Origin of the sequence: Nocardia neocaledoniensis, assembly GCF_029868625.1 — a bacterium.
GTDB lineage: Bacteria > Actinomycetota > Actinomycetes > Mycobacteriales > Mycobacteriaceae > Nocardia > Nocardia neocaledoniensis_A.
Map to the genome: position 1 here is coordinate 14,092 of NZ_JARWOJ010000272.1, position 18,418 is coordinate 32,509.

Consider the following 18,418-nt stretch of genomic DNA (forward strand, 5'->3'; position numbering starts at 1 on the left):
AGGTTTCCCAGGTGAGTGACGATCCGATCGAATTGAGCGATCCGGATGTGGTGGTCGACGCGGCGACCGGCACGTTGTCGTATCGCGGCGAGCCGTACAGCGGCGCGGTGACCGTCACGCGTCCCGACGGCACCTGGCGCGAGTACTGGAGCTACGACGACGGCGAACGCGACGGCGACTGGTCCGGCTGGTACCCCGACGGCACCATGCGCTATAACGGCGAGTTCTACCGCAACCGGCCCGTCGGCACCTGGCAGGAGTGGTACCCCGACGGCGTCCGGCGCATGGAAGACGTCTACGACATCGAGGGCGTGCTGCTCACCCACTCGGTGTGGAACGAGCGGGGCGAGCTGGTCGAATTCGAGGACGAGCGCACCCGCAAGGGCATCACCGCCGACGCGCTCCCCGCCGACGACCCCGAATTGCGCTGGGACGACGAGCACCATCGCATGTACTACCGCGACGCGCCGTTCACCGGCCAGGAGTACCGTCGCACCGCGCCGAGCAGCCCCATCACCGAACTGTCCACCTACGCCGACGGTTACCCCGACGGACCGACCCGCGGCTGGTACCTCGACGGCACCCCGCGCTACCGCGGCGAATACGCCGACCGGCACCAGGTGGGCACCTGGACCGAATGGTTCCCCGACGGGAACCGCAAGGAAGAAACGGTCTTCGCTCCCGACGGCGCGCTGGTCACGCGGACGCGATGGGACGAGACCGGTGCCGTGGTCGCGCGGTACGGCGAGAACCGGGATTAGGCAGAGGAGTACGCAGTGGCTGACGAGTTGGCCGGGGATCCCGATGTCGGATTCACCCTCACCACGGTGGTGGCCGACGGCGACGGGATACCCGAGCGTGCCGCCGCGCTGAGCCATCGCATCGCCAAAACACTGGCGGCGCTGGGTCCGCCCGGCTGGACCAAGGTCGAGGCGTCGTTCGCGATGACCGCGGCGGCCGAGGTGTCGATGGTCGTCTTCCACGACGAGCAGGAACGCTTCGCGCGGGTGTTCCCGAGCCCGGAACTGCTCGACCTGCTGCGCGAGCATCGGCACGTGTCCGCGACGATGGGCGACGGGCCGTGGTGGCGCTACCTGCTCACCCTGACCAACACGGGCCGGATGGACGTCGACTTCGACTACGGCGACGAGCCCTTCCCGGACGACCAGCTCTTCCCACCCACGGTGTACCGCACCGACATCGAGATCTACCCGCGCGACCGGCTGCCCATCTGGCTGGCCGCCTACATCCACCACGAGAACCGGCAGCTGCGCGGTCCACTCGCCGCCGCCGAGCAGGCGCGCGCCGACGCCGCCGCGGGGCACAACCCGATCGGCTCCGCGCCGGACGTGGAATTCCCCGCGCTCGACCTGATGGCCCGCCGATGGGCGCTCATCGCCGCGGCGTTCGTGGCGGTCGGCTCCAAGTGGGGCCCGCGCGTGACTCCCGCGTTCCACGTGTTCGAGGGTTCGAAGTTCAGCGGTTCCACCCTCTGCCTGCTGCCCGGCGATCGCGCGGTGCTCTCCGGCGGAGTATGGAACGCACCGGAACTCGACGCCGTCTACAACAAGGACCTACCGATGCCCGCCCTCTACCAGGGCGCCCCCGACTGGGTGGCCGCCCCGGTGATCAACCGTCGCGCGGAGAACGGCCTGCTCACCTTCTGCTACTGGTGGGAGGGCGGCCGCTGGTATCGCGGCGCCTCGCCGGGCGCCGACGCGCTCGCTCCCGCCGTGCCGGGCATGTGGGACACCAGGACCGTCGTCGAGGTGCTCACCGGCCTGCTCGGCGAGAAGGCTTCGCAGGCGCAGAAGGAAGCCGTCCTCGGAGTGGTCGAGGCCGCCGAGCGCGCTGCCGTCGCGCGGGAAGCGTTCACCAGGGTCTTCCCCGCCGACGTCTACAACGTCGATTCCGCCTGGTTCGAGCTGAATCTCGCCGGTCTGCTCGGCACCCACACCGTCGGCCTGGCGAAGTGAGAGGACATCAACAATGACCAACGAACACGCCAAAGCGCAGATGGCCGACATCTTCGAGACGGTGCAGAAGCAGATGAAGGCGATCGCGCAGGTGCAGCAGGATCGCGCGAAGATCATCGCCAGCGCCACCGTGCGCAAACGGGTGACGGTCACCGTCAACGCCGACTACAAGGTGATCGAGACCAAGTTCACCCCCGATATCGACGACCTCACCTACACCGAGATCGCCAAGGCCGTCACCGAGGCCGCCCAGCAGGCCGCGGCCGAGGTCGCCCGCAGGACGCAGGAGATGATGGCGCCGATCCAGAGCGAACGCTCCCGCCTGCCCAAGATCACCGAACTGGTCGACGACATGGACGGATTCGCCATTCCGCAGCCGGTCGAGGCCTCCCTCGAACCTCCCAACTCGCCCGAGCGGGAACGTCTCTCGGACGACGAGGAGGACGGCTCGCGCGACCCGTCGCGCACCGCCACCGACGCGGGCTGGTGATCCGGATGCTCGCGCCCCGGCCACCGTCGGGATCGTCGCTGTACATGCGGAATTCATCTGTCAGACCGTAGAATCGTTAGCAAGCCGTGCGAATCGGCGGTGTCGTGGGAGCGGTGCCAGGCGGGGCGCGGGGCGGTGATCCAGGACGACAGGGAGGCTCTCGGACATGACACCGACCGGACCATCGGCGGCCCAACAGTGGTCGGGCCTGCGCTCTTCGGCTTCCGACGGTGCGCTGGTCCTCGAGCCGTCGGCGCTGCCGAATCTGGTGAACGCGGCCACCGACGCCCGGATCAAGGTGAACTCCGTCAAACAGTCCACCGACCTGGTCGGACAACTCGCCCGGTTCTCCTCGTTGGATTCGGGGCAGCAGTTGGCGAAACAGTTCTCGGACAAGGCCGGTGAGCTGGCGACCGTCCTCGGCAAGCATCAGACGATCCTCGACGATGTCGCCATTACCTTCATGGATGCGGCCAAGAGCTACAAAGGTGCCGACACCGCCAGCGAAGTCGATATGAACCAGCTGCGCACCACCATCGAGCAGAGCAAGTCCAAGGGTGACAAAGTCAACTCCTCGGCGCCCGTCACGGCCTTCCCTCCGGTGTCGCAGGGCGCACCCCCGTACCTCCCCGGCGTGACCACTCAGGTTCCGCCACTCGTGCCCATGCCGGCCGCCGGCTCGGCGAACATTCCGAACGAGCTCACCAATGGCAAGAACTTCGATCCGGCCGAAGTGACCGCGGAAAATCCTGGCTCCTACAACTATGAGCAGCTCAACATGATTCGGGTTTCACTCGAGGGCGTGCCTGCCAGATTGCGGACGGCGGCCGCGGACTGGACCCTGCTCAAGAACCAGGTGAAACCAGCTTTCGACGACCTGAACGCGAAGGTCGGCGACAGTTCGAAGAACTGGACGAGCCCGGGCGGTGCCACCCGAGCCAGGGCGGCGATGAACGCCTACCACGAAGGCAACCAGAAGCTGATCGAACAGATGGGCCAGATTTCTGTCGCGCTCGAGTACGCGGCCGGCTGGCTTTCCGCTACGAAACAAGGCTTGGACAGCACGCTGTACATCCCGTCGTCTGTCCAGGCGAGCGAGCAGCAGGCTGCCAAGGAAGCGGCCGCGAAGAACGCGCGGAATGTGCTGATGTCCACCTATGTCCCCGGGGTCAACGCGACCTCGAGTCACATCGCCGCCTTGCCCGAGCCGACCGCGCCGACGTCGGGAAACGGGACCGGCAACGGCGACGGAAACGGGAACGGCTCCGGAAACGGCAGCGGAAGTGGCTCCGGTTCGGGGTCGGGTTCGGGCAGCGGTTCGGGCTCGGGTGACACTTCCGCCGCGTTCAAGAAGGCGATGGCCGAACTGCAGCAACAGCAGTCCGGCAACCAGTTGGGCAACGGCGGCGCGGACACCAACGGCAACGGCGGGCTCGGTTCGAACGGCTCGACGGGATCCGGCTCGGGATCGGGATCTGGTTCGTCCTCGACCGATCAGCTGACCTCGGCTCTGCAATCCGGTCTCGAACAGGCCAGTTCCGCCGCGCAGTCCGCGCTCGAACAGGCTTCCTCCGCCGCGGAACAGAGCTCGCTCGCGGGGATTCCGAGCGCGGCCGGCCTCAGCTCGCTGCAGGAACAAGCCAAGAAGGCACTCAGCGCCGCGAGCAAAGGCGGTGGCGGGGGTGGTGGCTCAGGTGCGGGCGGCGGTGGCGCCGGTGCGGGTGCCTCCCCACTTTCACCGAGTCTGGACAGCGCCTCCAAACTGTTCCCGCGCGCGTCGGCCGCCACCGGGATGGAGTCCGGGTTCCGCGCTGGCGTCGCCTCGTCGGCCGCGGGTACGCCGATGGGAGGCATGCCGATGGCGCCGATGGGTGGTGCCGGTGCCGGTGGACAGCAGCAGAAGGAGCACAAGCGCGCCGACTACCTGGACTCGGTGGAGCACCTGGACGAAGCGCTCGGTGAGGCCCCGATCGTCGCGAGACCTGTGGTGGAACAGTGACGCCCACGTGGGAATTCACCGGCGCGGAGTTCGAAGCGTTGTGGGCCGGTCTCGAAGCCGAGTACATGCCGGAGCCGTTCATCCACTCCAGCGAGCCGTGCTCGGCGGACGAAGCGGAGTTCGCGCTGCGACAGGACTGGATCGCGATCAGGCAGCGCTGGGGGCATGAGCTCGACGACATCATCGGCGTGCTCACCAAGCCCGATATCCGGGTGATCGTGCGTGGGTACGGCGGCGGCGAACGACTCACCGATCCCGAGCTCTCGGTGCGCATGCTCGCGGTGCGCAAGGGAGACGTCGGCTATCTGGTGCGTCAACGTCCGGGCCGAACCCTGTATCACGCAGACGGATTCGTCGTCACCCGGCACGACGCGCTGTCCCTCGGTGACGTTGTCGCGGGTCAGCTTCCCGCGGCCGAACCGGGCCGCGGTCGGGAGATTCCGCTCGACGAACCGGACAACGACCAGTTCGACCGCAGCTACGGCCGCTCCCTGGTCCAGCACTACGACGACGACGCCGCGGTGCAGACACAGACCTTTCAGCAGGCGCGACTGGATCGCGACGGCTTCATCGATGTCGAACAGGGCTGGTCTCGATTCGGTCCGCGTGGCATCGTGAGATTGCGGCTCGGCTGGCGCGATCTGACCGACGACGGCCGCTACGTGATCGTGCCCGGCACGCCGCCGGTGGCGGTCGGCGCGGATCGCAGGCGGGTGGTTTCGCTGATCAACAGCCAGATCGCGGAAGTTGTCAGAGCCATCAGGGATGATCGGGCGTAGTGATGGTCGGCCAGACGGGAGGGGGAGCGATGGACGAGTTTCCGACCGAGTTCAGCGCGGCGTCGTTGACCGGTGCGATCGTGGTGCGCACCACCGAGCAGGGATTGCCGGTGGGGATCACCGTCGACGGCGATCAGCTGCGGCGCGACCCGGACGACCTGGCCGCCGAGATCCTGCGGCTGTGCCAGAAGTCGGCCAAGCGGGCCGGGCTCGCACGGCGTAACCAGCTGGCGGAAGCGGGGTTCGACCCGGCGCTGCTGGCGGCGACCGGGCTGCCCACCGAAGCCGAGGTGGCCGCGGCCGAAATCGTCGAAGAGCAGGAATACGACACCGAGCCCGACAGCTGGCTACGGTCGGTCTAGCGAGCGAGAGGGGAGGACACGGCGATGGTCGAAACCATGGACGAGCTGATCGCGAAGGTGCAGGGTCAGCTCTACCGCCTGCAGGATCTGGCCGACGCGACCAATGACATCCGGGCACAGGAGACTTCGCCCGACGGCGCCGTCACGGTGACCGTCGACGGTGCGGGGGCGCTGGTCGGTCTGGAGCTCAGCGGGGCGATCGCGAAGCTCTCACCCGCCGACTTCGAGCGGGTGCTGACGCAGACCGCGCAGGCCGCAGCGCACCGTGCTTTCAGCGAACGCGCCGAGCTGGTGACGGCCTACAACCGAGCCGGCACGTGACATTCAACTGATCTTCACCGCCGATTAGTGTGGCGCCGGTTTCCGACGGGTAGATAAAGTAACGAAACACCATGGGCTGTTTCGAGATTGGACGAGAGCCATGAATCACGTTGCGGTAGTTCCCGATGCAGTTCGTGCGTACGCGGGTGCTTCGGCCACCATGGCGGCGGGGGTCGCCCAGGCCGGTGCGGTCGACCAGGCCGCCACCATGGCCGCCGCGGTGCCGGTATTCGGCCTGATCGGGCAGGAATTCCTGCTGTCGTTCGCCTACGCGCAAGCCAACCACCTCACCTCGATGGCCGAGCTGGCCGCGGTGCACGCGGGCACTGCGCTCACCGCCACCCAGGCCGCCGCGACCTATGAGGGCGCCGACGGGGCGTCCAAGCTGGGCATCGCGGCGGTCGATCAGTAGCCATGACCTACCCAGGGGGAGACTCGGCCGGCGCGGCGGCGTCGGTCGATCCGACCGTGCTCGAACTGCTGCGCGGCAGTTCGCTGGCGCCGATGCTCGATCAGCCGGTGAGCCAGGTGCTCAGCTCGATGGGGTTACCGCAGCTGCCGCAGCTGCCCGAGTTCATCCAGCTACCCGAGATGCCCGCGCTGCCGACGATCGACCTGACCGCGCTGATGCGCCCGCTCACGGATCTGGCGTCGGCGTTCGGCACCGGTGCGCTCGGTGGCACCAACTCGACCTCGGGCACCGGCACCTCGACCAATCCCGCCGAGGCGCTGACGAACATCAGCTCGGTGCTGGAGACGGTGATGTCGCTCGGTTCGACCGCGCTGCAGACGGTGATGCAGCTGTGGCAGAGCGCGGCGGCGACCGAGGCGACGAACAAGGCGACCAGTGCCCAGGCCGACGGCGCCAAGCTCGCCGCCCAGAGCACCCAGGAGAAGGCGGTGCTCACCCACGCGGCGGGCAATGTGGCGGTCGGTGGCGCCAAGCTGGCCGCGGTGATCGCGCGCTACTCGGCGACCCTGGCATTGGCCCCGCTCTACGCGGCGACGCCGGGTGGGCAGGCCGTGCTGATCGCGGCGACCATGGAGGCGATGGCCGAGGGCTTGGCCATCACCGCCGAGACGAAGGCCGAGATGGTCGCGCGCAGTGGCGAGATGACGCAGGCCGGTGAGAAGGTCCAGGTCACCAACGCCCCGACCGGTGTCGACGCGAGCAGCGAGTCGCTGAGCCAGCTGATGAGCTTGATCACCCCGTTGATCAGCACCGCGAGCACCGCAGCGTCGTCGTTGAGTTCCCTGGCCGGGCAGGTGAGTTCGCTCTCGACCAGCACCACCGGCACCGGTGACTCGACCGCGACCGGCAGCGAGATCGCCGGCACCGGCCAGGAATCCGCTGAGGAACTGGCGGCCGCCGGTGGCGCGGGCGGCGGTGGTGGCGTGATCGGCGGCGTCGGCGCGATCGGTGGCGCGGGCGCGGCCTCTTCGCCGCTGAGCCCGTGGCAGGGCGGTCGCGGGGGCGGCGGTCTGTCCACGGTCGGCAGCACCGGCGCGGTCGCCGGCGCGGGCACCACGTCGGGCGGCGCGAACATGACCACGGCATCGGCGAGCGGCGCGTCGCCGGGCTACATGCCGATGGGTGGCGCGGGCGCGGGCATGCCGATGGCGCGCGCGGTCGAGGGCGGCGGCAACGAGGCCGTGCACTCGCAGCTGGTCACCGGCAATCACGGCGACGAGGTCGTCGGCCAGATCGCGGGGGTGGCGACCCCGGTCGTCGGCGCCGCCGAACCGGTGGTCACCGACGCGCCACCGGACAAAGAACTCTCACTGTGACGCGGCACCACGACAGGAGTGGCAGATGAGTAACACCTTCGAATTCGATTCGACCGCGGCGAGCAAAGCCGCGGCGGCGCTGGACGGCATCGCCGACCGGCTCACCACCGAACTGACCGCGGTCGCCCCGGCTCTGCACGTGGCGCCGGCCGGCACCGACGAGGTCTCGGCCCGCGCCGCGACCACGGCCAACGGCGTCGCCGACGACTACCTGACCGGTGCCGAGGCGGGCGCGCACGAGATGAGCAAGCTCGCCGCCACGCTGCGCGCGCAGGTCAGCGAGTTCGACCAGATGGAAACCGACAACACCACCGGCTTCAACGGACGATGATCGAACCACCGCAGCCCGGCTTCACCGGAGTGGTGTGGGAGGCCCGCGAGCCCGACAAGCTCGCGACCGACCTCACCACCGGTGCCGGCCCGATGCCGATGGCCGACGCGGCCGCCGCCTGGACGCGGCTCGCCGCGGCCTTCGGCGCGGCCGTGCTCGACTACGAGCAGGTGCTGCAGACCTTGCGTGGTTCCTGGAAGTCCGGGAGCAGCGAGCAAGTGTGGGAACGCATCTCGACGCTGCGGGAATGGCTGATCGAGACCGCGGCCGCCGCGACCGCCAACGCCGCGAGGCTGCAGGCACAGGTCATGGCCTACGAGGTGGCCGCGCTGGCCATGCCGAATACCGCCGACATCGCGGCCATCACCGCGATGCAGCAGGCGCTGGAACAGGTCGGCACCGCCCTCGGCGCCCCGATCAAGGCGATCGCGGCGCAGACCGACGCCGAAGCCGACGTGGCCAAGGCCGTCGCCTCCCGGGTGATGCGCAGCTACGAGGCCGCCACCGAACCATTGGCGACGCCGTGGCTGCACGCGCCGCCACCCTCGATCGCGCCCGAGGCCGCGCTGGCAGGCGAGCAATCGGGGCAGGGCACCGCCACGCCGACCCCGGGCGCCGCGGCGATACCGGGTATCGGCGCGATCGGACTCGGCGCGCTCCCGTCGATGCCCGCGCCGGTGCAAACCGCTTACCGCGCACCAGTTTTCGTCCAGTCCGCGACGGCGGTCGGCACCACCACCGCACAGCCGGCACCCGTGGCCACCCCGGCCGGACAGGCGGCGCCGCTCGTCCCCGGGGCCATGGCCCCCGGTGCGCAGGACTCCGCCGCCCGCTTCCCCCGCGCGGGCATCGCCTACGAGGAGTCCGACCAGCTGGTCGCCGAGGGCGAGATCCAAGCCGCGCCCGCCGTGCTCGGTGTCGCCGAGCGCGCCGCGCCGCAGACCGGCGGCGGCACCGCGACCGCGGAGGGCCGCCCATGACGACCCTCACCAACGATTCGCTGCTGGCCGTCGCCGACCGGCTCGGTGTGCAGACGCTGCCGCTGGTCCTGGCCGTCGGCCCGCAGCAGGACACCTTCGACGCCTGGCGCGCCGCCAGGGACGCCGCCGTCGCCGAGCTCACCTCGCTCGGCGTCTTCGACGCCTACGGCGATGTCGAGCCCGAACTCGCCGGTGCCCTCTACACGCTGGCCCAACCCGATGCCGAACTCGTCGCCCGCAGCTACGGCGACGAGGACCGGCGGCGGATCTGCCTGGCCCGCCGCGGCTCCGGCCATGCCAGCGCCGTGCGCACCGGCGCGAACTTCGAGATCACCACCGACTCCATCGACGGCTCCGACCGTGAACTCGCCCGCCTGCTGCTCGCCGCGCTGCCGACCTGCGCGCCGGCCGAGGTGGCCGCGGTGAGTGTCGCGGCCGACGACCTGGCGGCGCGCCTCGACGCCGCCGAGACGACTTCCCAATACGTGGACGCGATGTACGCGCTCGGTATCGACGCGCACCAGGCGACCGTGCTCGGGGCGGCCTTCGGCAGCTGCCGTGGCTACACCGAGATCGTCGCCCAAGTCCACCACGACGGGCTGACCACCCGAGCCCCTGGCGCGGTCGCGGTGTACGACACCGCGCGCGGCCGGATCGTCGTAGCGCCGATGACGGCGCCCGACGGGCAGGTGTGGTCGACCATCACGCCGGGCACCGACCACCGCCTGACCCAGGCAGTCGGTGCGCTCCTCGAGGGGCTTCCCGGTGGGGGGTGGCGGCCCGAGTAGCCATCCTCCGTTTCAACCATCAAGTAAGAAAGGTTCGGCATATGCCCCCTCAGGGACCAGTAGGTGTAGAAGCCGGCGGCGTAGACGGCGTCGTCTCCAAGCTCGAAGGCACCATCAACAACCTGCGTACCTCGGTCGGCCAGATCGACGACGCGGCCCAGGCCGTGCTCCGCGGCTGGAAGGGTGACGCCTCGGACGAGTTCGTGAAGGTCGCCCAGGCCTGGCACGACGAGGCCGACGCTCTGAACAAGAAGTTCGACCGCCTCACCGAAGCCGTGAACACCGGTAAGTCGACCCTGGTGAACATGGACGGCCAGGGCCTGTCCGGCGGTGGCTCCACCGGCGGTGGCGGCGGCTACACCAACCTCTGACCGCGCATCAGACACGAACAGGAACTGAGCTCATGACCATTCTTTACGATCCCGCGGCGATGAACGAGCTGTTCAGCGACCTGCAGACCTACGGCGGGAAGATGAAGGGCGAAATCGACGAACTCGAGGGCGCCGCTTCGGATTTCCGCAACAACCTGCAGGGTGACAACGCGATCTCGAACTTCGACACCGCGCACAAGAACGTCACCACCGAGCTGACCGACACCCTCGACAAGCTCGACAAGCTCGCCGCTCAGGTCGAGTCCGCGCTCAACCGCGCGCTCGAGGCCGACGGCAAGGTCGGCGACGGTTTCGCCGACTTCTGAGTCATCGTCGGCGCACTCGAGCGCGGGCCTTGTGGCCCAACGAAAACGGGGCGAGACCCGTGCCTTCGGCATCCGGCCTCGCCCCGTTTTCATCAGCCGACCACGGTCACCAGGCAGGCCGATCACTCGAGTGTGATCTGTTGGGGCCGGGTATATTTCGCAGAGGTCAGCAGATCTCGACAGGCGTGGGGCTGCTGTGAAATGCCGTGCGTGGAGTGCATCGAGGAGTGAGTGCGTGGGCGAGGAAGCGATCCCGGACCTGCCGTTCGCCCTCGGCCCGCGGGCTCCGGAAACCGCCGTACCGGCCGATCCGGCGCAGGTGCTCACCGAACTGGCGTACCGGATCGCCAGACAGACAGCGGCACTCGGCCCACCCGGCTGGCGGAATCTGACCGCGGTGTTCGCGCTGACCGTCGAGGTGGAAGTGGTGCACCTGCTGTTCGAGGACGCGCACGGTGCGACGGTCCGTGCGCAGCCGGACAAGGACATCGTCGACGCGGTGCGCGAGCACCGCAGACTGTCGGCGGACTACGGTGACGGACCGTGGTGGCGGCTGGTGGTGACGATGAGCAGCACCGGCGAACTCGAGGTGGATCACGACTACGGCGATGAGCCGTTCCCGGTGGACCAGCTCTTCGAGCCGCGCGTTTACCTGGCCGACCTCGCGGTCCATCCGCGTCGGCGGCTGCCGGTGTGGCTGGCCGCGTATCTGCACCACGGCGGCAGGCAGCTGCGCGGGCCCGGCGCCGCGGCACGGCTGGCGCGCACCGAGGCCGCCGCGGGGGTGCGGGCCACGTTGTCGGAGTTCGATTTTCCGCCGTATCCGGTGATGCGGGCGCGCTGGGCGGTGATCGCGGCCGCGTTCGTCGCCGCCGGGTCGGCCAAGGGGCCGCGGATGCTGCCCGCGCTCTGCTGGTTCGAGGGCGGTTCCGCCAGCGGTTCGACACTGTACGAGGTGCCGGGTGGCCGTGCGGTGCTCTCCGGCGGAGTGTGGAACGCGATGGCCCTCGACGCCGCCTACAACGAGGGTGCCGAACTGCCCGCGCTGTATGCCGGTGCGCCCGAGTGGGTGGCCGATCCAGTACTGAACACCAGGGCGGGGAGCGGCCTGCTGTCGTTCTGCTACTGGTGGGAGGACGGTGCGTGGTACCGCGGCGAGTCACCCGCCGCCGATCATCTCGCCGAAGCCGTGCCGGGCATCTGGCCGGCCCACACGACCGCCCGGGTGGGCGCGGGCGTCCCGGGCGCCGAGGCGAGCGCGCGGCGGCGAGCGGCCGCTCGCGCGCTGGTCGATGCCGCCGAGCACGGCATCGCGACCCGCGCCGCGATCGTCGAGATATTCGGTGACGACGGCACATTCGACATCGACTCGGCGATGTACCAGCTGACTCTGGCCGGCGTCACCGCCGCGGCGGAGCGAGCAGTCCCCTGAGCGTCGGGTCGTAGACGATGACCATTCGATGGTCCGGTCGCGGTGCGGAGAAGGAATCCATCTTGTCCTTGTTCAGGACATTGCTCGCGCCCGCATCGATGGTGTAGTCGTAATCGTTGTTGCCCGCGCCAGGGAACTCCGTGTACTCCTCGATGCGGAACGGCGGTCGGTTGTCGTAGTGCTCCAGCAGGGCTGTCCACAGCTGGTCGCCGTCGATGTGGCCACGGTCGCCGGGGGTGCCCTTGCTCGGGTCGGCGGCCTCGGATTTCATGTCCCACTGCAGTTCGATGCGGCCGCCGGGGGCGAGGGTGTGCTCCAGATTCGCCGCGATGGAGAGGTAGGCCTCGGGCGGCAGCTTTGCGCTGACATTGTTGACGAAGATCCGGCCGACACCGCCGGCTGTCCCGTCGCCCAGCACGTGTCCGCCGCCGAGCATGTCGCCGAAGACCAGGACGGTCCCGGGTTCGGTCAGCGGACCGGGATCGAGAATGCCCAGGCTGCGTCTGCGCTGGCTCGGAATCGCGAAGGATTCGGCGAGTTCGGTCTTCACGACCAGCCCGCCCCCGGTGCGATCGGCGGGGGGCGTCATCTCGACACCGAACGCGCTGCGACCGACACCCACATCGACGGTGTGCCCGTTCGGCACGCCGGTCGGTGGCCGGTGAGCGAGCTCCACCCGCTCGTTGTTCGCGCCGAAGACATACTGTTCCAGCGGAAGCCGATGCAGCGGCCGGGGCCGGGGAATGATCTCCACGGCCGAGAGGCCGTGCACCGGTTCGTGGATCATCACGGTGTACTCGATATTGATCCCGTTCGCGGCGGCGGTGCGGTTCGCCCGGTCGACGCTGTGCAGGAGATCGCTCATCGAGCCGGCGACGCCGTCGGTTTCGAGCCGCCCGGTGCCGTGCTCGAGGACGGCCGCGAACCGGTTCGGCGAGGCCGCCAGGGTCTGCGCGGCGTCGTGCATGCGCTGGAACGCGTCCGGGCCGATGGCCGTCCGGAAGGGCTCCGGCATCGCGGTGTGGAACCGGTCGATGGCTTCGTGCAGGTCGCGCCCGCGCTGCGCCGCGGCCGGATTCGGATCGTTGATGGCGACGTTGAGTGGATCCATGGCTGCCATCAGGTGCGCGGTCGGCACGTGCCTGCGGGCCTCGCGGAAATTCGGGTTCTCGAAGATCGGGTCGAAGATGCGCCGGGCGAGCTCCTCGCGCATGCGGGCGTCGAGGCCGTGCCGTTCGTTGGCGACCAGGTCGCGCACGTGCTCGCCCGCGGCCAGCTCGTTCAGTGTCGCCAGGTGCGCGGCGCTGCCGCGATCGTATTCGGCCGCGGTGAGCGATTCGCTGAAGATCGGACGGTGCTCGGTCAGGCCCGAGCGCTCGAGCGAGTAGCGCTGCGCGAGTGCCGGATCGTGCCCGCCGAGGAGCTGCTCGGCGGTGCTGCCGGGGTGCAGGTCGAGGTGTCCGGCGAGATCGGCCAGATCACGGCGCAGTCCGGGGAGCTGGTCGGCTCGCGCGGGATCGATGGTGGCCGCGTCGATCTTGTTGAGCAGCACACGGACTTCCGCGAATCTGCCGCCGAGGTGATCGGTCAGCCGATCGGGGCTCTCCCGCACGGGATCGATGATGATCTCGGGTTCCTGCGCGAGCCGGATCTCGGCGATCTCGTGCGCGACACCACGGACGACATCCTGGTCCCGTGCGCGCGGTGAGACGTGTACGTCGTAGCCGGTGCCGTCGGGGCGGCCGCGGAACTCGGCGACGGCGCCACCGGTCGTCGGTTCGGCCGTGACGCTGATGTCGCGACCATCGGGCAGGAGGAAGCGCTTGGTGTCGCGATTCCACGCCATGTCCGCCGGGGTGATGAGCGCGAGGCTGTCCTCCACCGCATGGACGACTTCGCGCGTGGTCAGATCCGGCTGGTTCGGCGGGCGCGCCTCGCCGTGGAACTCCCCGACACTCGCGGCGGTCCCACCGTGCGGCTCCAGCGTGACGCCCGCCCGCGTGCCCGGCTCGACGACCGGCGGCGCGGGCCGGGTCGTCGGCTCGCTCCGGACGAGCTCGGTTTCGGCCCTGGGTCGTTCCGCTACCGCCGGTTCCTTCGGCCTACCGGGCTCGCTCGCGCCCGGCGCCTCAGCGGTGGCGCCGGCCTGTTCGGTACGAGGCTCGGCGCGGCGCTGCTCGCCCGCCGGCTCGGCCACCCGGTCCTTCGACGTCGCCGTGAGATTCGAGGTGGCACTGTTCTGTTCGGCGAGCCCGGCCCTGGTCTTGCTCTTTCCGGCTGCTTCCCCGGCGGCCGGACGTTCGCCGGTTCGCGCTTCCGGCGCCGCCGTACCAGCGCGTTCGCTCACAGCCGTGCGTGCGCCCGAATCAGACGCGCGCACAACGGATTCGGGCGCCCGCGTGGTCGAGCCCTCGGCCCGGGCGCCCGAGTCGGCCCGGCCCTGGGTCTCGGCCCGCATCGCCGCCTCGGTCGGGCGCGCCGTGGCACCGTCCCGTGGCGCGGCGCCGGAGTTGTTCCATTCCGTCCGCAGCTGTTCGAGCCGGGCGACGTGCTGGTCGCTGTAGCGGCCCTTCGAGTCGATCTTGACGTCGTTCGCGCGCTGGAAGACGTCGTGGGCCCGGTTCTGCTCGGCCCCGGGTTCGAAGCGGTCGGGATGGGTTTGCTTGGCCAGATCGTGGTAGAGCTGCTTGCCCTCGCGCACGGAAGCCTCGGTGACGATCGGCGCCTTCGCCGCCGACGCTCCGGCCGGTGACATCCTGGGCGCCTCCATGGTCGGCGCGTGCCCGAGGCCCGCGGCGGACCGCACGCCGTGCGCACCGCCCAGCGCCGCGCCGACGACGACCAGCTTCGGGTCGAAGGTGGTGTCGATCTTGTTCGCGTCGAAATAGCCGTGCGCGAGCTGGTCCCCGACCTGCCACGCCAGTCCGCCGCCGTACATGCCGAGCCCGCCGGCGGCGCCGCCGGTCACGCCGCTGAGTACCCCGCGCATGGCGGGGCTCATGCCGGTGCGGCCGAGCAGCTTGTGCATCCCCATGCCGACGGGCGCGCCGACGACACCGCCCGCGCCCCATTCGAATCCGGTGCGCAGGTTCTGACCGATGTCGAACGAGTCGCGGTGCCCCATCCCGAGCTGATACGCCTGGATACCACCGTCGAGGCCCATCCCCATGCCGCCCGCCTTCAGGCCGGCGATGGTGATCTGCTTCAGATACGGCTTGAGCAGATTGCGCAGGCCGACACGGCCCGCCTCCAGGGCCAGCTGCTGGAGGCCGCGGGTGGCGGCCGCTCCGACGGCGGTGCGGCCCGCGGCCAGCGCCAGCGGCACCCCGGCCGACCCCCACGGCCAGGCGGCGATCAACGCGTAGACGGCATAGGCGGTGATGAGGGCGAAGCTGCCCTCCATGATCTTGGTGTACTCCAGCTGGGTTCCGCCGTTGCGGGTGTAGGTGCCCAGTTCCTCCAGCGCCTTGGCCAGCTCGTCCACGGAGTTCGGGCCGGAGAACAGCTTGTCGAACTCCTTCTTGACCTCGACCGCGCCGTCCCCGCTGTAGAACTTCGCGGTGGCGTCGGTGGCGGCGCGCAGGTCCGGCTCGAGCAGGCGCAGTTCCTCGGCGGCCTGCTTCCACGCGTCTCCGAGGGCGAACAGATCGTCTTCGTCGCCCTTCGGGTACGCGGTGCCGAAATTGAGTGCCTGCAGGATCCAGCCGGGGACGAGATCGAAGACCGAGGCTAGACCCGACACCCGCCACCTCCGCCGACCGCGATCACCAGGCCGACTCGTTCGTCGTCGACGGATCGTCGGTGAACCGCACCGTGCCGTCGGAAGGCGTGAACAGGCCCTGGCGCGCGCTGGGCGGTGCGACCGGAGCACGCGGAGGTTCGGGAATCATGTCCTGGACATCGGGTATCCCGGGCAGATACTCCGAAAGGCGGGGGATGCGCGCGGTGTCGGCGCGCAGGGTGTCCAGGAGGTCCCTGGTCTTGCGGCGCATGGCGACCGCGGCGTCCTGGGTCGCCGTGGTGACGGCGCGGGCGATCTCCTCGTAGCCCAGCTCGCCGATGTTCTCGGCGAAGCGAACCTCGATCACGACATTCTCCGCGTTGACCGTGACGACGACCCGGCCCGCCGCCGCGGTCGCGGTCGCGGTCAGGCGCGACTGTGCCAGCTGGGCGCGCGCGATGGTCTCCATGCCCTCGCGCACGGTGTCGGCCAGATCTTCGAGCCGGCCGTACGCCGCGTCGTTCGCCATGTTCCTCCTGCTTGCCCGTCCGGCGCCGACAGGTCAGCTGAGCCCGTCTTTGTTGGCTTGTTCGGCGGTCTGGAATCGGTTGGCGGCGTCCACCAGCGCACTCGAATAGGACTGCAACAGGGAGACTTTCGATGCCACGACCGCTTGGAGGTTCTTGTCCGAGGCGCTGTAGCCCTGCTCGCCCTCGGCGAAGCTCGTGCCGAATTCGTCGGCCCCCCAGCGCCCCCAGTGCGCCTGCGAGGCCGCGGCCACCCGGCTGAGGATTCCGTCGATCCGGGTCGCGAGGCCGTCGAGGTCGCCACCCGTGCCGCGCAAGTTGCTGATGTAGACCTCCACCGGATCAGCCATGTCGCACCTCGCTCGTCTGTGTGAACAAGTTTCGATCATTACATGAATTCCGAACCATGCCAACGGAAACGGTCGGTAACGGCCGGGTCGCCGCGGTGGCATGGCATGCTCGGGGCGAGACGGCTGTCGGCGGTGCTATGGTGCGTGGTCGGAGGATGAATGGGTGAGGTTCCCGGAGCCGAACAGGAACTGCGTGGGCTCGGTGTGCGTCTGCTCGAGCAGGTGCGGGTGATCGCCGCACACGTCACACCGGACACGGTGGTTCCCGACTCCGCGCTGCCCGACCTTCCCGAGGTCGCCGAATGGACCGAGCCGCTGCGCTACCGGTACAGCGTGCGCGTCCAGACCGCCCTCGCCGTGGGCGACTCCGCCGCGGCGGCCGTGCGCCGCGGTTCCGAGGTTCTCGCGGCCGGTGGTTTCGACATCGCCGAGGATCGGCGTGCGGGCACCGTCGCGTCGCGCGTCGTGGTGACGGGCAGTCGAGACGGATTCCTGATCGAGGTGCGGGTGTGGCCGGAGACCGGTGACGTCGTCTACGCGGGTCTCACCCCGACGCTCGCGCTGCGGACATCGGGAGCGCGGCAGCCCGACCCGGCCCGCACCGCCGAGACCGTCGAGCCGGGGCACGTGCTCTGCTACGAATGCGACGGACTCGGCTGGTGCCCGGCGTGCGGGGGAAACGGCTGGGTGCTCGACGACGCGGGCCTGCGGCGACCGTGCCCGGAATGCCGCGAGCAGCGGGTCTGCCCGATCTGTCGCGGTGCGGGTCAGCTGCAGATCGCGCGCTTGCGGCCGGCGGAACGGGCAATGTATCCACAGCTGTCCGACGGATCGACGGAAGAGGGCCGGTCATGACGGCGCCGTTGCCGCTGGCCAGGACCAATGCCGAGGCCCGCCTGTTCCTGCGGCTGCACCCGTGCGCGACGTGCGGTGCGCGGCGGTGCGAGTTCGTCAGCTCGGTCATCACCGCGGACGGGCCTGCGAGCAGATATGCGGGACAGTGCGAGTCGTGCGGCGCGCGGCGCGAATACGTGTTCCGGCTGCCGGAGCAGATCCTCCCGCCGCCCGCGGGCGCGGTGCGCTTCGGTGGCGAGGCGGCCTCGCAGCTGCTCGATCCCGGTGAGTGGCTGCGCTATTCACGCATCTGTGCCGACCAGACCGCGCCCGGCGGAGCCGCCGCGCGGCACGCCTTGGCGACGGCGCTGGCCGCCGTGGAGGAGGTACTGAAGTTCATCCCGGACTCCGCGCGATCGGTCCCGGCGTCGGCCTTCGTCTCCGCAGAGAGCCGAGCGCTCTTCGCCGTCGAACCGGGCAGTTTCGATCGCGACCGGCTCGAAGCCGTGCGCGCGCACTACCGGGCGCAACTCGCCCTGCGGTGAGTCGCGGCGCCACCGCTGCCGATTCGCCGCGGCGAGCCGGGGCGTCTGCGGCCGACCCGGATTCGCCGGAAAGTCAGCGGGCCGCCAGTGACTCGCCGATGTAGTGCATCTCGTCGGGGGTCGTCACCATCGACACCGTGGCGCTGCCGGTGCTGGTGCGCACCGTGATCCGGTTCGGCGCGTAGGGGTCCTGGATCAGGGTCACGTCCGGCGGCACGGCTTCCGGATCGCGTTCGGCGGTTCGGACTTCGACGATGGTCGCGCCGCCGAGATGGGTGGTCGGGGCGATGCCGTCGAACACCAGGACCGTGGTGGTGGGATAGGGCGCCGCGGGCACCGGGGGCGGGCCGGGTGGGGCCTGCGGGGTCGCGCCCCCGGCGCGCGGCGGGGTCGAGAGCAGCGGTGGGGTGGCCAGATTTGGGCCCAAGGACTGCCCGGCCTGGGGTGGGGTGGTGTGGACGACGGCGTGCGCGCCCCGCGCGGGCGCGCGCCGCCCCC

Annotated in this window: 20 protein-coding genes and 1 pseudogene; 17 read left to right on the forward strand and 4 right to left on the reverse strand. The window is 69.9% G+C overall.

Features of this window, described 5'->3' with window-relative positions:
- Positions 1–11: 11 nt before the first annotated feature.
- The 15 genes from QH270_RS20825 (at position 12) to QH270_RS20895 (ending at position 11,943) form a co-directional block, all read left to right on the forward strand.
- Positions 12–761 (forward strand): toxin-antitoxin system YwqK family antitoxin, encoded by a 750-nt coding sequence (locus QH270_RS20825; RefSeq protein ID WP_280345091.1) that lies wholly within the window; start codon positions 12–14, stop codon positions 759–761.
- Positions 762–776: 15 nt separating this feature from the next.
- Positions 777–1,976: a hypothetical protein gene (locus QH270_RS20830; RefSeq protein WP_280345093.1), complete on the forward strand. Its 1,200-nt coding sequence runs from the start codon at positions 777–779 to the stop codon at positions 1,974–1,976.
- Between the two features lie 13 nt (positions 1,977–1,989).
- Positions 1,990–2,466, forward strand: coding sequence for a YbaB/EbfC family nucleoid-associated protein (locus QH270_RS20835; RefSeq protein WP_280345095.1), 477 nt, complete (start codon positions 1,990–1,992; stop codon positions 2,464–2,466).
- 166 nt (positions 2,467–2,632) lie between these two features.
- On the forward strand, positions 2,633–4,465 hold the full coding sequence (locus tag QH270_RS20840; RefSeq protein ID WP_280345097.1) for a hypothetical protein: 1,833 nt from the start codon (positions 2,633–2,635) through the stop codon (positions 4,463–4,465).
- Positions 4,462–5,244 (forward strand): ESX secretion-associated protein EspG, encoded by a 783-nt coding sequence (locus tag QH270_RS20845; RefSeq protein ID WP_280345099.1) that lies wholly within the window; start codon positions 4,462–4,464, stop codon positions 5,242–5,244. Before QH270_RS20840 ends, QH270_RS20845 begins: the two co-directional genes overlap by 4 nt.
- A 29-nt stretch (positions 5,245–5,273) precedes the next feature.
- The gene (locus tag QH270_RS20850; protein WP_280345101.1) at positions 5,274–5,606 is read left to right on the forward strand and encodes a hypothetical protein; all 333 of its coding nucleotides are present in this window, start codon (positions 5,274–5,276) and stop codon (positions 5,604–5,606) included.
- 24 nt (positions 5,607–5,630) lie between these two features.
- Complete coding sequence (locus QH270_RS20855; RefSeq protein WP_280345103.1) at positions 5,631–5,927, forward strand: YbaB/EbfC family nucleoid-associated protein; 297 nt, start codon at positions 5,631–5,633, stop codon at positions 5,925–5,927.
- Positions 5,928–6,027: 100 nt separating this feature from the next.
- Positions 6,028–6,339 carry a type VII secretion target gene (locus QH270_RS20860; RefSeq protein WP_280345105.1) on the forward strand — a complete coding sequence of 104 codons (312 nt, stop codon included), beginning with the start codon at positions 6,028–6,030 and terminating at the stop codon, positions 6,337–6,339.
- 2 nt (positions 6,340–6,341) lie between these two features.
- The gene (locus tag QH270_RS20865; protein ID WP_280345108.1) at positions 6,342–7,715 is read left to right on the forward strand and encodes a hypothetical protein; all 1,374 of its coding nucleotides are present in this window, start codon (positions 6,342–6,344) and stop codon (positions 7,713–7,715) included.
- Positions 7,716–7,740: 25 nt separating this feature from the next.
- Positions 7,741–8,046, forward strand: coding sequence for a PE family protein (locus QH270_RS20870; protein WP_280345110.1), 306 nt, complete (start codon positions 7,741–7,743; stop codon positions 8,044–8,046).
- The gene (locus QH270_RS20875) at positions 8,043–9,026 is read left to right on the forward strand and encodes a PPE domain-containing protein (protein WP_280345112.1); all 984 of its coding nucleotides are present in this window, start codon (positions 8,043–8,045) and stop codon (positions 9,024–9,026) included. Before QH270_RS20870 ends, QH270_RS20875 begins: the two co-directional genes overlap by 4 nt.
- Positions 9,023–9,814 carry an ESX secretion-associated protein EspG gene (locus QH270_RS20880; RefSeq protein WP_280345114.1) on the forward strand — a complete coding sequence of 264 codons (792 nt, stop codon included), beginning with the start codon at positions 9,023–9,025 and terminating at the stop codon, positions 9,812–9,814. Before QH270_RS20875 ends, QH270_RS20880 begins: the two co-directional genes overlap by 4 nt.
- A gap of 41 nt (positions 9,815–9,855) precedes the next feature.
- Positions 9,856–10,185 carry a WXG100 family type VII secretion target gene (locus QH270_RS20885; RefSeq protein WP_110037155.1) on the forward strand — a complete coding sequence of 110 codons (330 nt, stop codon included), beginning with the start codon at positions 9,856–9,858 and terminating at the stop codon, positions 10,183–10,185.
- A 32-nt stretch (positions 10,186–10,217) separates the two neighbouring features.
- Positions 10,218–10,511 carry a WXG100 family type VII secretion target gene (locus QH270_RS20890; protein ID WP_022567327.1) on the forward strand — a complete coding sequence of 98 codons (294 nt, stop codon included), beginning with the start codon at positions 10,218–10,220 and terminating at the stop codon, positions 10,509–10,511.
- 235 nt (positions 10,512–10,746) lie between these two features.
- Positions 10,747–11,943 (forward strand): hypothetical protein, encoded by a 1,197-nt coding sequence (locus QH270_RS20895; protein WP_280345116.1) that lies wholly within the window; start codon positions 10,747–10,749, stop codon positions 11,941–11,943.
- Here the strand turns inward: QH270_RS20895 and QH270_RS20900 are convergent.
- Genes QH270_RS20900 through QH270_RS20910 form a run of 3 tightly spaced genes read right to left on the reverse strand, consistent with a single transcriptional unit; the run spans position 11,912 to position 16,541 of the window.
- The gene (locus QH270_RS20900; protein ID WP_280345118.1) at positions 11,912–15,685 is read right to left on the reverse strand and encodes a hypothetical protein; all 3,774 of its coding nucleotides are present in this window, start codon (positions 15,683–15,685) and stop codon (positions 11,912–11,914) included. The two genes, QH270_RS20895 and QH270_RS20900, sit on opposite strands and share 32 nt — an antisense overlap.
- 22 nt (positions 15,686–15,707) lie before the next feature.
- Positions 15,708–16,193, reverse strand: a complete 486-nt coding sequence (locus QH270_RS20905) for a YbaB/EbfC family nucleoid-associated protein (RefSeq protein WP_280345120.1) — start codon at positions 16,191–16,193, stop codon at positions 15,708–15,710.
- A 33-nt stretch (positions 16,194–16,226) separates the two neighbouring features.
- Positions 16,227–16,541 carry a hypothetical protein gene (locus QH270_RS20910; protein ID WP_280345122.1) on the reverse strand — a complete coding sequence of 105 codons (315 nt, stop codon included), beginning with the start codon at positions 16,539–16,541 and terminating at the stop codon, positions 16,227–16,229.
- Between the two features lie 159 nt (positions 16,542–16,700).
- Here QH270_RS20910 and QH270_RS20915 point away from each other — a divergent pair, with 159 nt between their 5' ends.
- Together QH270_RS20915 and QH270_RS20920 are read left to right on the forward strand one after the other, a co-directional pair.
- Positions 16,701–17,396 (forward strand): hypothetical protein, encoded by a 696-nt coding sequence (locus QH270_RS20915; RefSeq protein ID WP_280345125.1) that lies wholly within the window; start codon positions 16,701–16,703, stop codon positions 17,394–17,396.
- Positions 17,393–17,920 (forward strand): hypothetical protein, encoded by a 528-nt coding sequence (locus QH270_RS20920; protein WP_280345127.1) that lies wholly within the window; start codon positions 17,393–17,395, stop codon positions 17,918–17,920. The genes QH270_RS20915 and QH270_RS20920 overlap by 4 nt, the downstream gene beginning before the upstream one ends.
- A gap of 73 nt (positions 17,921–17,993) precedes the next feature.
- On the opposite strand, the pseudogene QH270_RS20925 reads toward QH270_RS20920, so the two are convergent.
- Positions 17,994–18,418: pseudogene (locus QH270_RS20925) on the reverse strand (type VII secretion protein EccE); the annotation flags it as partial.

Bases quoted from the DNA above. Each gene is read 5' to 3' on its own strand.
- QH270_RS20920 (WP_280345127.1), top strand. From the start codon at position 17,393: ATGACGGCGCCGTTGCCGCTGGCCAGGACCAATGCCGAGGCCCGCCTG.
- QH270_RS20875 (WP_280345112.1), top strand. From the start codon at position 8,043: ATGATCGAACCACCGCAGCCCGGCTTCACCGGAGTGGTGTGGGAGGCC.
- QH270_RS20840 (WP_280345097.1), top strand. From the start codon at position 2,633: ATGACACCGACCGGACCATCGGCGGCCCAACAGTGGTCGGGCCTGCGC.
- QH270_RS20885 (WP_110037155.1), top strand. From the start codon at position 9,856: ATGCCCCCTCAGGGACCAGTAGGTGTAGAAGCCGGCGGCGTAGACGGC.
- QH270_RS20880 (WP_280345114.1), top strand. From the start codon at position 9,023: ATGACGACCCTCACCAACGATTCGCTGCTGGCCGTCGCCGACCGGCTC.
- QH270_RS20860 (WP_280345105.1), top strand. From the start codon at position 6,028: ATGAATCACGTTGCGGTAGTTCCCGATGCAGTTCGTGCGTACGCGGGT.
- QH270_RS20915 (WP_280345125.1), top strand. From the start codon at position 16,701: ATGGGTGAGGTTCCCGGAGCCGAACAGGAACTGCGTGGGCTCGGTGTG.
- QH270_RS20910 (WP_280345122.1), bottom strand. From the start codon at position 16,541: ATGGCTGATCCGGTGGAGGTCTACATCAGCAACTTGCGCGGCACGGGT.
- QH270_RS20870 (WP_280345110.1), top strand. From the start codon at position 7,741: ATGAGTAACACCTTCGAATTCGATTCGACCGCGGCGAGCAAAGCCGCG.
- QH270_RS20850 (WP_280345101.1), top strand. From the start codon at position 5,274: ATGGACGAGTTTCCGACCGAGTTCAGCGCGGCGTCGTTGACCGGTGCG.
- QH270_RS20835 (WP_280345095.1), top strand. From the start codon at position 1,990: ATGACCAACGAACACGCCAAAGCGCAGATGGCCGACATCTTCGAGACG.
- QH270_RS20855 (WP_280345103.1), top strand. From the start codon at position 5,631: ATGGTCGAAACCATGGACGAGCTGATCGCGAAGGTGCAGGGTCAGCTC.
- QH270_RS20865 (WP_280345108.1), top strand. From the start codon at position 6,342: ATGACCTACCCAGGGGGAGACTCGGCCGGCGCGGCGGCGTCGGTCGAT.
- QH270_RS20905 (WP_280345120.1), bottom strand. From the start codon at position 16,193: ATGGCGAACGACGCGGCGTACGGCCGGCTCGAAGATCTGGCCGACACC.
- QH270_RS20890 (WP_022567327.1), top strand. From the start codon at position 10,218: ATGACCATTCTTTACGATCCCGCGGCGATGAACGAGCTGTTCAGCGAC.